Origin of the sequence: Nocardioides panacihumi, from assembly GCF_039530925.1 — a bacterium.
Classification (GTDB): Bacteria; Actinomycetota; Actinomycetes; order Propionibacteriales; family Nocardioidaceae; genus Nocardioides; species Nocardioides panacihumi.
The window spans coordinates 25966-37886 of record NZ_BAAAPB010000001.1 but is presented as its reverse complement, the minus strand read 5'-3'; the positions used below and the strand labels follow the sequence as shown (position 1 = coordinate 37886).

Below are 11921 nucleotides of genomic sequence, written 5' to 3'. Positions count from 1 at the left end.
CGGCGGGCCACAACCCGGATCTCGGCGAACCACAACCCGGATCTCGGCGGGGGAGCCCCCAGGCCGGGCTAGGTTGTACGCCGTGCTGACCGGCCCGACCCTGACCTTCCGCGACGCCACACCCGCCGACGTGCCGGAGATCGTCGCCCTCGTCGAGTCCGCGTACCGCGGGGACACGAGCCGCACCGGCTGGACGACGGAGGCCGACATCCTCGACGGCCAGCGCACCGACCCGGACGGCGTGCGCGAGGTCGTCGAGCGACCCGACAGCCGGCTGCTGCTCGCCGAGCGCGACGGGGTCCTGATCGCGTGCTGCCAGCTCGAGCACCGCGGCGAGGCGTGCTACTTCGGCATGTTCGCGGTGCGCCCCGGTCTGCAGGGCGGCGGGCTCGGCAAGGTCGTCATGGCCGAGGCCGAAAGGATCGGCCGCGAGGAGTGGGGCGCGACGACGATGGAGATGACCGTCATCTCGGTCCGCGACGAGCTCATCGCGTTCTACGAGCGGCGCGGCTACCGGCGTACGGGTGAGCTCTCGCCGTTCCCGTACGGCGACGAGCGGTTCGGTCTTCCGCAGCGCGACGACCTGGCCTTCGAGCGGCTCGTCAAGACGCTGGGCTGATCGCCGCCAGGCGCTCCACGAGGTGGGTCCGCTCGGCCTCGTTGGCGCACAGCGCGATCGCCGCGCTGAACGACGCCCGCGCCTCGGCGTCGCGACCGGCCCGCACCAGCAGCTCGGCCCGGGTGGCGGGGAGTCGGTGTCCCGCGAGCGCGACGGAGGCGAGCGCGGACAGTCCCGCCTCGGCACCCCGGGACTCCGCGACCGCGACCGCCCGGTTGAGGCGGACCACCGGGGTGTCGTGCACGGTGAGCAGCTCGTCGTACCTCGCGACGATCCGGTCCCATGCCGTGGCCTCGGCCGACGGTGCGATCGCGTGCTCCGAGGCGATCAGGGCCTGGAGCAGGTAGGGGGCCGGCGGGGCGTGCACCAGCGGCTCCAGCAGACCGAGCGCCTCCGCGATCTCGTCGCGGTGCCAGCGGGTCCGGTCCTGGTCGGCGAGCAGCACGATGGCGCCGTCGCTCACCCGGGCGTCGCGACGCGAGTGCTGGAGCAGCATCAGCGCGAGCAGCGCGTCGACCTCCGGCTCGGGCGACGGCAGGATGTCGCGCAGCACCCGCACGAGCCGGACGGCCTCGCCGGCAAGCTCCGTCCGTACGACGTCAGGGCCGCTGCCCGGCGCGTAGCCGGCCGTGAAGGCCAGGTAGGCGACGTCGGCGACGACGGCGACCCGCGCCTGCAGGGCGTCCGGATCCGCCGGCACCTCGAACGAGGCGCCGGCGAGGCGCTTGCGCGCCCGGGTCAGCCGGGCCGCCATCGTCGCGGTCGACTGGAGGAAGAGCCGGGCGATGTCGTCGGTGGAGACACCGAGGACGAGCCGCAGCGTGAGGGCGGCAGCGGCCTCCGGCGAGAGGGAGGGGTGCGCGCACAGCAGCACGAGTCGCAGCCGCTCGTCGGCGACGAGCTCGCCTCCGTCGGCCATCACGTGGGCAGCCTCCTGGGTCAGGGACGCCTCGACCTCGAGCAGTGGCATCCGCCGGGCGAGGACCGACTCGGTGCGGAGCCGGTCGACGATGCGCCGGCGGGCGGCGGTGAGGAGCCAGGCCGGCCCGTTGGCCGGCGTACCGTCGCTCGGCCAGGCGCGGGCCGCCGCCTCGAAGGCGTCGGCGAGGCCGTCCTCGGCCAGGTCGAGACGGCGGTACCGCGCGACGAGCAGGGCCAGCAGGCGGCCCCACTCGTCACGCAGCAGCTCCTCGAGCGCGGTCAGCGGATCGGCACCCCGCGCGTGGGGCGGACCTCGACCGCGGTGAGGTCGGGCAGCAGCCGGGCCAGGTCGACGGCCGTGTCCAGGTCGGCCACGTCGATGACGTAGTAGCCGGCCAGCTGCTCGACGGTCTCGGCGTACGGACCGTCCGTGACCGTGCGGGCGGGGCCGGGCTGCACCGTCCGCGCGTCCGCAGGCGCGAACAGCGCGTCGCCGTCGACGATCTCGCCGCGCTCCTGGACGGCCTTCGCGAACGTGCGGAAGGCGTCCATCGCGACGTCGCGCTGGTCCTCGGTCAGGGCGTCCCAGCGCGCGAAGTGGTCGCGCTCGGTCAGCAGCAGGAGGAAGCGCACCTCACTCGCCCCCGTGGTCGACGGTCGCCCGGACCTCGACGGGCGTGTCGGGACCGGCCAGGAGGGCGCAGACCTGGAGCAGGTCGTCCAGGTCGTCGGTCTCGACCACGTAGAAGCCGGTCAGCTGCTCGACGGTCTCGGCGTACGGCCCGTCCGAGACGAGCACGGCGCCCGCCGCGTCACGGCGCACCTGCTTGGTGGCGCGGGAGTGGGTCAGCTCGGCGCCACCGGTGATCTTGTGACCGCGCTCCTCGAGCATCGCCGCGAAGCGGCCGTGTGTCTCGTACATCGCGGCACGCTGCTCGGGCGTGGCGCGCTCCCAGGCGCTCTCGTCGCCGGGGAGCAGGACGGCATAGCTGGTCATCGCGATTCCTCTCGTGGTGGTGAGTCTGTCACCGCGATGACGGACGGCGGGAGTCCGAATCGACAGCCGCGGTCCAGTAGGTTTCTCCTTCGTGCCACGGATCCTGCTCGCGACCTACCAGCTGATGCCCGACGGCGAGCCCGGGGGCGGTGCCCTCCTCACGGCGCTGACGGCTCGGGGAATCGACGCCGCGTGGGCCCGCTGGGACGACCCGGCCGCGGACTGGGCGGGCGCCGACCTGGTCGCCGTGCGGTCCACCTGGGACTACTACCGGCGCGCACCGGAGTTCCTCGCCTGGGTGCGCGGGCTCCCTCGCCTGCTCAACGGCGCCGACGTGATCGCCTGGAACGCCGACAAGGCCTACCTGTGCGAGCTCCCGGCGGCGGGCATCCCGACCGTGCCGACCGAGCTGCTCGACGACGCCACCCTCGTCGACGGCCTCGCCACCGCCGTCGAGCGTTGGGGGACCGTGGTCGTCAAGCCGCGCACCGGTGCGGGAGGCGTCGGCGTGTGCGTCGTCTCCTCCGCGGCCGACGACAGGCTGGAGGGTCTCGTCGCGGCGCCGTGGGTCGTCCAGCCGCTCGTCGAGTCGGTGCGCACGACCGGCGAGACGAGCGTCTTCGTCTTCGCGGGCGCGCCGGCCGCGCAGGTGCAGAAGGTGCCGGGCGGCGGCGACATCAGGGTCAACGAGCTGTACGGCGGCAGCTCCCGCCCCGTCCCCCTCACGCGGGAGCACGCGGCCCTCGCCGAGGCCGCCGTCCGGGCCGCGGCCGACCGGCACGGCCACCCGATCGACTACGCGCGCGTCGACATGCTCACGTATGACGACCGGCTGGTCGTCTCCGAGCTGGAGCTCATCGAGCCGGGGCTCTACCTGGACGTCGAGCCGGGCAACGCCGACGGCTTCGCCGACATGGTGGCCGCGCGGCTGGCCGGCGGGGTCTGACGGGGGCGTCCTGCCGTTCCGCACGGGCGGTCAGGCGTACGTCTCCTTGCACTCGACAAGGGCGAGTGCTAAACATGGCGTTGGCACTCTCGCCATGAGAGTGCCACCTCCGGACCGGTGACGTTGGGTCGCTCCGTGGGTGGCGTGAAGGGATCGCCACCGCAGGACGATCGTGCCGTCGCGGGCAGCCCACCGGCCGGGACACGCACTTCCAGTGAAGGATCGCCAGGCAATGCCGAAGCTGATTGCTTTCAACGAGGAGGCCCGGCGCGGTCTCGAGCGGGGCATGAACACCCTCGCCGACGCCGTCAAGGTCACCCTCGGCCCGAAGGGCCGCAACGTCGTTCTGGAGAAGAAGTGGGGCGCCCCCACGATCACCAACGACGGCGTCTCGATCGCCAAGGAGATCGAGCTCGAGGACCCGTACGAGAAGATCGGCGCGGAGCTCGTCAAGGAGGTCGCCAAGAAGACCGACGACGTCGCCGGTGACGGCACCACCACCGCCACCGTGCTCGCCCAGGCGCTCGTTCGCGAGGGCCTGCGCAACGTCGCGGCCGGCGCGAACCCGATGGGTCTCAAGCGCGGCATCGAGGCCGCCGTCTCCGCCGTGTCGGAGCAGCTCCTCGCCCTCGCCAAGGACATCGAGACCAAGGAGGAGATCGCCTCCACCGCCTCGATCTCCGCCGCTGACACCACCGTCGGCGACATCATCGCCGAGGCGATGGACAAGGTCGGCAAGGAAGGCGTCATCACGGTCGAGGAGTCGAACACGTTCGGCCTCGACCTCGAGCTCACCGAGGGCATGCGGTTCGACAAGGGCTACATCTCGGCCTACTTCGTCACCGACCCCGAGCGCATGGAGACGGTCTTCGAGGACGCCTACGTCCTCATCGCCAACCAGAAGATCTCCAACGTCAAGGACCTGCTGCCGCTGCTGGAGAAGGTCATCCAGTCCGGCAAGCCGCTGGTCATCATCGCCGAGGACGTCGACGGCGAGGCTCTGTCCACGCTCGTCGTGAACAAGATCCGCGGCACCTTCAAGTCGGTCGCCGTCAAGGCTCCCGGCTTCGGTGACCGTCGCAAGGCCATGCTGCAGGACATCGCGATCCTCACCGGCGGCCAGGTCATCTCCGAGGAGGTCGGCCTCAAGCTGGAGAACACCGGTCTCGAGCTGCTCGGCCAGGCCCGCAAGGTCGTCATCACCAAGGACGAGACCACGATCGTCGACGGCTCCGGCGACGCTGCCCAGATCGAGGGCCGCGTCAACCAGATCCGCGCCGAGATCGAGAAGTCGGACTCCGACTACGACCGCGAGAAGCTGCAGGAGCGCCTCGCCAAGCTGGCCGGCGGCGTCGCCGTCATCAAGGTCGGCGCGGCCACCGAGGTCGAGCTCAAGGAGCGCAAGCACCGCATCGAGGACGCCGTTCGCAACGCGAAGGCCGCCGTCGAGGAGGGCATCGTCGCCGGTGGTGGCGTCGCTCTCGTCCAGGCCGGTGCCAAGGCGTTCGAGAAGCTCGAGCTCGAGGGTGACGAGGCCACCGGCGCGAACATCGTCCGCGTCGCGATCTCGGCCCCGCTCAAGCAGATCGCCATCAACGCCGGCCTCGAGGGCGGCGTCGTGGCGGAGAAGGTCGCGAACCTGCCCGCCGGTCACGGCCTCAACGCTGCCACCGGTGAGTACGTCGACCTGCTGGCCGCGGGCATCATCGACCCGGCCAAGGTGACCCGCTCGGCGCTGCAGAACGCCGCGTCGATCGCCGCGCTGTTCCTCACCACCGAGGCCGTCGTGGCCGACAAGCCGGAGAAGGCCGCGCCCATGGGCGGCGACCCGACCGGCGGCATGGGCGGCATGGACTTCTGAGTCCGGTCTCCCCGGACGTCGTACGGGTCGGTGGCTCCGGCCACCGGAACGTATGACGTCCCGCAAGGCAACAGGCAGGGCCCCCGCTACACGGCGGGGGCCCTGCTGTCGTCCGACCCCCGGACTCGGTGGTGTGCTGGGACCCGCTGCTGGGCACGAGCAGGGTTGACGTTGCAGACAGCACGGCCGGGCGATGGGAGGCTGGAGGCGTGGAGACCAGCAGGGCTGACCGTTTCGACCAGCTCGCACGGGCGTGCCTCGAGCCGCTGCGGCGCTACCTCGCGCGGCGCACCGACGCCGAGACGGCCGCCGACGTGCTCGGCGACACGCTGCTGGTGGCGTGGCGGCGCTTCGACGACGTACCGCCCGAGCCGCTGCCGTGGCTCTACGGGGTGGCTCGCAACTGCCTGGCGAACGCCGAGAGGGGTGTACGCCGACGGGCGCGCCTGGCAGCCAGGCTCGCCGACCAGCCGGTCGACGTGGAGCCGGCCGGGTCCGACGACCTGCTCGAAGCGCTCGAGGAGCTCGACGACACCGAGCGCGAGCTGCTCCGGCTCTGGGCCTGGGAGCAGCTCACCCCCGCCGAGATCGGGACGGCCATGGGGCTGACGCCCAACGCCGTCAGCATCAGGCTGACCCGCGCCCGCCAGCACCTGCGCGAGCTCATCGACGCGCCGCGAAAGACCGGCGACCTCGCCGGACATGAAGGGGCATGAGCGACTCACCGCACCCGTCCGACGCCGAGCTCCTCGCGCGGCTGCGCGGCGCCGATCCGGCCGGCGACCTGCCGGCGGCCGACGCCGACGACGTCGACCACCTGCTGCACCGCGTGGTCGACACCGATCTGCGCGAGACCGGCACCCACCGGCGCAACTCCTTGACCTGGCTGGTGGCCGCGGCCGCCGTCGTCGTCATCGCGGGCGGCGTCGTGTGGCGGCTGAGCGGCGATCACTCCCAGCCGGGCGTCGTGGCCGCGCCCGGCGCCAGCACGACCGCTGCCGCGGGCACGACCGAGCTCAGCGCGGCGCCCGCGACGGGGGGCCGATGCATTGTGCCGACGCCGGAGCTGCTCGCCGCCAAGCCGCTCGCCTTCGAGGGGAAGGTCGTGGGCATCGCGGACGGCGTGGTCACGATCCGGCCGACGAAGATCTACACGGGAGACGCGGGAGACCAGGTGACCGTGACGGGTGCGGCTCCGGGCGCCGCCGGAGCCCCGGAGGGCGACCCCGCGTTCGAGACCGGCCAGGACTACCTGGTGGCGGCCGAGGGTGGCCGGGTGCTCGGGTGCGGGCTGAGCGGACCCGTCGGCAGCCCGGAGGTGAAGGCCCTCTACGAGCAGGCGTTCCCGCAGTGACGGTCCGGGAGGGCGGCCCCGTCACGGTCCACGGACTGTTGCTCGCGGCCGGCGCGGGGAGCCGGATGGGCACGCCCAAGGCACTCGTCTCCGATGACGACGGCCCTTGGCTGCCGCGCGGCGTCGCCACGCTCCGCGAGGGCGGCTGCGCGGCGGTGACCGTCGTGCTCGGCGCCGCAGCCGAGGAGGCGCGGGCGCTGCTCACGGGCCCGGACGGGTCCGCAGGTCAGCACGACGTCACGGTCGTGGTCGCGCACGACTGGACCGAGGGGATGAGCGCGTCGCTGCGGGCCGGGCTCGGGGTGCTCGCCGGCACGGACGCCGACGTCGCGCTCGTGCACCTGGTCGACCTGCCCGACGTCGGCCCCGACGTGGTGCGGCGGGTCGTCGCGAGCGGCGCGGCGCTGGCCAGGGCGTCGTACGACGGTGTGCCGGGCCATCCCGTCCTGCTCGGCCGTGACCACTGGGAGTCGATCGCCGCCGGTGTGGCCGGCGACCAGGGGGCGCGCGACTACCTCCGCGCGCATGACGCGCTCCTCGTCGAGTGCGGCGACCTGGCGACCGGCGCCGACGTCGACCGTCGGGGCTGAGCGGCGCAGCGACCGCACCCAACCGGGGGCCAACGGCCGCGCAGGTAGCCTGGATCACATGGAGACCCTGTCCGCTCAGGAGCTGACGACCAGGCTCGGACGGACGGGCTACCTGTGCGACGAGGCGCTCGCCACCGTCACCTACCTCGCCCTACGGATGCAGCGCCCGCTGCTGCTCGAGGGCGAGCCCGGCACCGGGAAGACGGCGCTGGCCGAGGCGATCGCCGAGGCGCTGGAGCTGCCGTTGATCAGGCTGCAGTGCTACGAGGGGATCGACGCCACGCAGGCGCTCTACGACTGGGACTTCCCCCGTCAGATCCTCCACCTGCGCGCGCTGGAGGCGGCGGGTCGGGGGACCGATGTCGAGGAGGCCGAGAAGAGCCTGTACGACGAGCGCTTCCTGCTCGCCCGGCCCGTGCTCGCCGCCCTGAAGCAGAGCCCGGCCGTGCTGCTCGTCGACGAGGTCGACCGGGCCGACGACGAGTTCGAGGCGTTCCTGCTCGAGGTGCTCTCGACCTACCAGGTCTCCATCCCCGAGCTCGGCACCGTCGCCGCTGCGACACCTCCGATCGTCGTCCTGACCTCCAACCGCACCCGTGAGCTGCACGACGCGCTGAAGCGGCGCTGTCTCTACCACTGGATCGACCACCCCGGCCTCGACCGCGAGGTGGAGATCGTGCGCAGCCGCGCTCCCGAGGTGGCTGACGCGCTCGCACGGCAGGTCGTCGGGATCGTGCAGCAGCTGCGCGACGGCTCCGTGGTGTCGGGCGGACTCCTCAAGCCGCCGGGTGTCGCCGAGACACTCGACTGGGCCCGTGCCCTCTCCTACCTCGGCAGCGACCAGGTCGACCTCGCGACCGCCAGCGCCACGCTCGGCGCGCTGGTGAAGTACCGCGAGGACGCCGACCGGGTCCGCGCCGCGCTCGACCGGCTGCTGGCATGAGCAGTCTCCGCCCAGGGAACTCCGGACCCGACCCAGGGAACCCCGGAACTTCCGGGGGTGCACGACACCCCGGAAGTTCCGGAGTCCCCGGTGAACCGGGGACTCCGCCCGCCGACCGCGTCCTGCTCGGGTTCACCCGCGCGCTGCGGGCGGCTGGGGTGCCGGTCACGCCCGACCGGTCGCAGAGCTACTTGGAGGCGGTCTCGATCGTCGGGCTCGACGACCGCCGGGCGACGTACACCTCGGGGCGCGCGACCCTCTGCGCCGGACCGGACGACCTGGCGCGCTACGACCAGGTCTTCGAGGCCTACTTCGGCGCCCGCGACGGCCTGCCGCTACCGAGGGCGGCGCGAACGACCGCGGCCGCGGTCGGGGAGCTGCCGCTCGTCGACGCGGCCGGTGCTGCCGAGCAGGCCGACGACGTGACGAGGGCGATGGCGAGCGACGTCGAGGTGCTGCGCCACCGCGACGTCGCCCGGCTCAGCGCCGCGGAGAAGCAGCGGCTGGCCGCGATGCTCGCGACCCTCTCCCCGCGCGCGCCGCTGCGCCGGACCGCGCGCCACCGCGCCTGGCACCGGGGGAGCGTCGACGCCGCCCGCACGCTCCGGACCAGCCTGCGACGGATGGGTGAGCCCGCCGAGATCGCCTGGCGTCGGCGTGCGACACGGCCCCGGCGCGTCGTGCTGCTGATCGACGTCTCCGGGTCCATGAGCGGGTACGCCGACACGCTGCTGCGCGTGGCGCACCGGATCAGCCACGCGCTGCCCGGCCCCGTCGAGACCTTCACCGTCGGCACGCGGCTGACGCACCTCACCCGGGCGTTGCGCCTGCGCGACGGCGAGCGTGCTCTGGTCGCCGCCGGTGACACCGTCCCCGACTGGTCCGGCGGCACGCGGCTCGGCGAGACGCTCCAGGTCTTCCTCGACCGGTGGGGCCGGCGCGGCATGGCCCGGGGGGCAGTGGTCGTGGTCTTCAGCGACGGCTGGGAGCGCGGCGACGTGACCCTGCTGGCCGAGCAGGCCCGGCAGCTCAGCCGCGTCGCGCACCGGCTGGTCTGGGTCAACCCGCACCGCGGCAAGGACGGCTACGAGCCGGTCCAGGCCGGTGTGCGCGCCGTCCTTCCCTACGTGGACGACTTCGTCGCCGGGCACTCGCTCGCGACGTACCAACGCCTCCTGGAGGTGATCGCTGATGCGTGACGTGCTCGACGACCTGATGCGGTGGTGGGAGTCCGGCCGGACGGTCGGGGTTGGCACCGTGGTGGCGACCTTCCAGAGCGCACCCCGGCCCCCGGGGGCGTCGATGCTGGTCGGCCCCGACGACACGGCTGTCGGATCCGTCTCGGGCGGCTGCGTCGAGGGCGCGGTCTACGACCTCGCCCAGGAGGTCGCCGCCTCCGGGCAGCCCGTGCTGCAGCGGTACGGCGTCTCCGACGACGACGCGTTCGCCGTCGGTCTGACGTGCGGCGGCATCCTCGACGTGTACGTCGAGAGCATCGACCGCGAGACGTTCCCCGAGCTGGGTGCGATCGCGGCGGACGTGCGTGACGGCCGCCCGGTGGCGCTGGCCGTGGTGATCGAGCACCCCGACCCGGCCGTGCTCGGGCGGCGCCTGGTGGTCCGGCCCGAGGGTGAGACCACGAGGCTGGAGGGGTCGCTGGGCTCGCAGCGGATGGACGACGCGGTCCGCGACGACGCGCTCGGCCAGCTGGCGCAGGGGCACAACGCCACCCTCACCTACGGTCCGGACGGCGAGCGGCGCGGCGAGGGGATGCGCGTGTTCGTGTGGGCGTTCGCGCCCAAGCCTCGGATGCTGGTCTTCGGCGCGATCGACTTCGCCGCCGCGGTGGCCCGGGTGGGCGCGTTCCTCGGCTACCACGTGACGGTGTGCGACGCCCGGCCGGTCTTCGCGACCCGCAGCCGCTTCCCGGACGCCGACGAGGTGGTCGTCGACTGGCCGCACCGCTACCTCGCCGCCGAGGCCGAGGCAGGCCGCGTGGACGCGCGCACGGTCATCACGGTGCTCACCCACGACCCGAAGTTCGACGTCCCCCTGCTCGAGGTGGCGCTGCGGCTGCCGCAGGTCGGCTACGTCGGCGCGATGGGCTCCCGGCGTACCCACGAGGACCGCGAGCAGCGCCTCAAGGAGGCCGGGCTGACCGCCGACGAGGTCGCCCGCCTGTCCAGCCCCATCGGCCTCGACCTCGGCGCGCGTACGCCGGAGGAGACGGCCATCTCGATCGCCGCCGAGATCATCGCCGGCCGCTGGGGCGGATCGGGCAACCGACTCGGCCAGCTCGACGGGCGCATCCACCGGGAGCACGCCCTGCCCTGAGTGGGCGATGCTGGTCCGGCGGCTGCCCGGGAACCCCGTCCTGGCAGCGGGTCCGACCCTCTGTGACGGCGCTCACCGCGGTGCTAGGTTGGCCGCGACGGAGCCGGTGTCCAGGAGGTCCGATGGTTCGCGCCGAGCTGCACACCCGTCGGGTCGAGGCCGTTCGCGCGTGGACCTCCTTCATCGAGAACGGCGACGACGTCGAGGCCCGCGTGCGTCCCGAGATCCTGCGCAGCTGGGCCCGCTCGGGCATCGCGATCCGTCCGGACGTGACCCATGCGCCGCTCGCCGACGAGGACGACACCGCCGACTACTGGCGCCACTCGCCCCTGCAGGTCGCCGTGGAACGGGTCGAGGACGACCTCCGCCGCACGGCCGAGGACGGCGACCTGGTCATCGCCGTGACGGACCCCGACACCCGCATCCTCTGGACGTACGGCGGTCGCGTCATGCGTCGCAAGGCCGAGACCGTCAACTTCGTGCCCGGCGGGCGCTGGGACGACCAGTCGGTCGGCACGAACGCGCTCGACCTCGCCAACCGTGACGACGTGCCGTCGATGGTGTTCTCCGCCGAGCACTACGCCGAGGTGGTGCACAACTGGGTCTGCTGGGCGGCACCCGTGCACGATCCCGTCACCGGTGCCCGGCTCGGCGTCGTCGACCTCTCCACGACCTGGGACCGGACCCACCCGATCGGGCTCGCGACCGCGCGCGTGATGGCGCGGCTCATCGAGACGGCACTGCCCGTGGGCGCCGTCGCCGGACCGCGCGACGAGCAGAGCGCGCCCGGCCTCGTGATGACGCTGCTCGGCACCGCCGAGACCTGGCTGGACGGTCAGCGGCTGCTGCTCAACCGGCGTCAGACCGAGATCCTGGCCCTCCTCGCCCTCCACCAGGAGGGCCTCTCCCTCGAGCAGCTGCACGCCGCCGTGTACGGCGACCAGGCGGTCACGTTCTCCACCCTGAAGGCCGAGGTCTCGCACCTGCGCCACGCGATCGGCGGCCAGCTCGCGTCGCGTCCCTACCGCCTCCTCATGCCGGTCACCACCGACGTCGAGCAGGTCCTCGCCCTGCTCCGCCGCGGCCGGGTCGCCGCCGCGGTGGACGCGTACGGCGGCGACCTCATGCCCGGCACCAACAGCCCGGCGCTCACGGAGCTGGCCGAGTACGTCGCCGTCGCGGTCCGCGAGGCCCTCCTCGCCAACCCGGAGCCGGACGCGGTGATGCGCTACAGCGAGCTGGCGCCGTACGACGCCGAGGTCGTCGAGGTGTGCCTCGCCCGACTGGACGGCGGTCACCCCGCGGTACCGCTGCTCAAGGGCCGGCTGGCAGTCGCCGGCCACTGAGCCGTCCAGC

At 73.2% G+C, this 11921-nt stretch carries 13 protein-coding genes; 10 read left to right on the top strand and 3 right to left on the bottom strand.

Translation table 11 applies throughout. The features are described 5' to 3' along the window. The first annotated feature begins 82 nt into the window (after nucleotides 1–82). A complete protein-coding gene (locus ABD205_RS00185; protein WP_344041167.1) occupies nucleotides 83–619 on the top strand; it encodes a GNAT family N-acetyltransferase in 537 nt (178 codons plus the stop codon). Here the strand turns inward: ABD205_RS00185 and ABD205_RS00180 are convergent. From ABD205_RS00180 to ABD205_RS00170, 3 genes are read right to left on the bottom strand one after another with little or no spacing between them, the layout of a single operon-like run. Further along, nucleotides 603–1772 carry an RNA polymerase sigma factor gene (locus ABD205_RS00180; RefSeq protein ID WP_344044435.1) on the bottom strand — a complete coding sequence of 390 codons (1170 nt, stop codon included), beginning with the start codon at nucleotides 1770–1772 and terminating at the stop codon, nucleotides 603–605. The genes ABD205_RS00185 and ABD205_RS00180 overlap by 17 nt on opposite strands. 47 nt (nucleotides 1773–1819) lie before the next feature. Further along, nucleotides 1820–2173 (bottom strand): YciI family protein, encoded by a 354-nt coding sequence (locus ABD205_RS00175; RefSeq protein ID WP_344041165.1) that lies wholly within the window; start codon nucleotides 2171–2173, stop codon nucleotides 1820–1822. A 1-nt stretch (nucleotide 2174) separates the two neighbouring features. Continuing rightward, nucleotides 2175–2537 (bottom strand): YciI family protein, encoded by a 363-nt coding sequence (locus ABD205_RS00170; protein WP_344041163.1) that lies wholly within the window; start codon nucleotides 2535–2537, stop codon nucleotides 2175–2177. Nucleotides 2538–2628: 91 nt separating this feature from the next. Between ABD205_RS00170 and ABD205_RS00165 the strand changes: the two genes are divergently transcribed. From ABD205_RS00165 to ABD205_RS00125, 9 genes are all read left to right on the top strand, one after another. Continuing rightward, nucleotides 2629–3483, top strand: coding sequence for an ATP-grasp domain-containing protein (locus ABD205_RS00165; protein WP_344041161.1), 855 nt, complete (start codon nucleotides 2629–2631; stop codon nucleotides 3481–3483). A 232-nt stretch (nucleotides 3484–3715) separates the two neighbouring features. Continuing rightward, nucleotides 3716–5344, top strand: a complete 1629-nt coding sequence (gene groL / locus ABD205_RS00160; RefSeq protein ID WP_344041159.1) for a chaperonin GroEL — start codon at nucleotides 3716–3718, stop codon at nucleotides 5342–5344. A 209-nt stretch (nucleotides 5345–5553) separates the two neighbouring features. Next, complete coding sequence (locus ABD205_RS00155; RefSeq protein ID WP_344041157.1) at nucleotides 5554–6060, top strand: RNA polymerase sigma factor; 507 nt, start codon at nucleotides 5554–5556, stop codon at nucleotides 6058–6060. Beyond that, nucleotides 6057–6698 (top strand): hypothetical protein, encoded by a 642-nt coding sequence (locus ABD205_RS00150; RefSeq protein ID WP_344041155.1) that lies wholly within the window; start codon nucleotides 6057–6059, stop codon nucleotides 6696–6698. Before ABD205_RS00155 ends, ABD205_RS00150 begins: the two co-directional genes overlap by 4 nt. Beyond that, nucleotides 6695–7288, top strand: coding sequence for a nucleotidyltransferase family protein (locus tag ABD205_RS00145; protein WP_344041153.1), 594 nt, complete (start codon nucleotides 6695–6697; stop codon nucleotides 7286–7288). Before ABD205_RS00150 ends, ABD205_RS00145 begins: the two co-directional genes overlap by 4 nt. A gap of 58 nt (nucleotides 7289–7346) precedes the next feature. Beyond that, a complete protein-coding gene (locus tag ABD205_RS00140; RefSeq protein ID WP_344041151.1) occupies nucleotides 7347–8231 on the top strand; it encodes an AAA family ATPase in 885 nt (294 codons plus the stop codon). A 158-nt stretch (nucleotides 8232–8389) separates the two neighbouring features. Then, nucleotides 8390–9430, top strand: a complete 1041-nt coding sequence (locus ABD205_RS00135; RefSeq protein WP_344041149.1) for a vWA domain-containing protein — start codon at nucleotides 8390–8392, stop codon at nucleotides 9428–9430. Beyond that, nucleotides 9423–10565, top strand: a complete 1143-nt coding sequence (locus ABD205_RS00130; RefSeq protein ID WP_344041147.1) for an XdhC family protein — start codon at nucleotides 9423–9425, stop codon at nucleotides 10563–10565. The genes ABD205_RS00135 and ABD205_RS00130 overlap by 8 nt, the downstream gene beginning before the upstream one ends. Before the next feature lie 122 nt (nucleotides 10566–10687). Next, nucleotides 10688–11911, top strand: coding sequence for a transcriptional regulator (locus tag ABD205_RS00125; RefSeq protein ID WP_344041145.1), 1224 nt, complete (start codon nucleotides 10688–10690; stop codon nucleotides 11909–11911). Nucleotides 11912–11921 lie beyond the last annotated feature (10 nt).

Bases quoted from the DNA above. Each gene is read 5' to 3' on its own strand.
- ABD205_RS00170 (WP_344041163.1), bottom strand. From the start codon at position 2,537: ATGACCAGCTATGCCGTCCTGCTCCCCGGCGACGAGAGCGCCTGGGAG.
- groL (WP_344041159.1), top strand. From the start codon at position 3,716: ATGCCGAAGCTGATTGCTTTCAACGAGGAGGCCCGGCGCGGTCTCGAG.
- ABD205_RS00150 (WP_344041155.1), top strand. From the start codon at position 6,057: ATGAGCGACTCACCGCACCCGTCCGACGCCGAGCTCCTCGCGCGGCTG.
- ABD205_RS00140 (WP_344041151.1), top strand. From the start codon at position 7,347: ATGGAGACCCTGTCCGCTCAGGAGCTGACGACCAGGCTCGGACGGACG.
- ABD205_RS00130 (WP_344041147.1), top strand. From the start codon at position 9,423: ATGCGTGACGTGCTCGACGACCTGATGCGGTGGTGGGAGTCCGGCCGG.
- ABD205_RS00125 (WP_344041145.1), top strand. From the start codon at position 10,688: ATGGTTCGCGCCGAGCTGCACACCCGTCGGGTCGAGGCCGTTCGCGCG.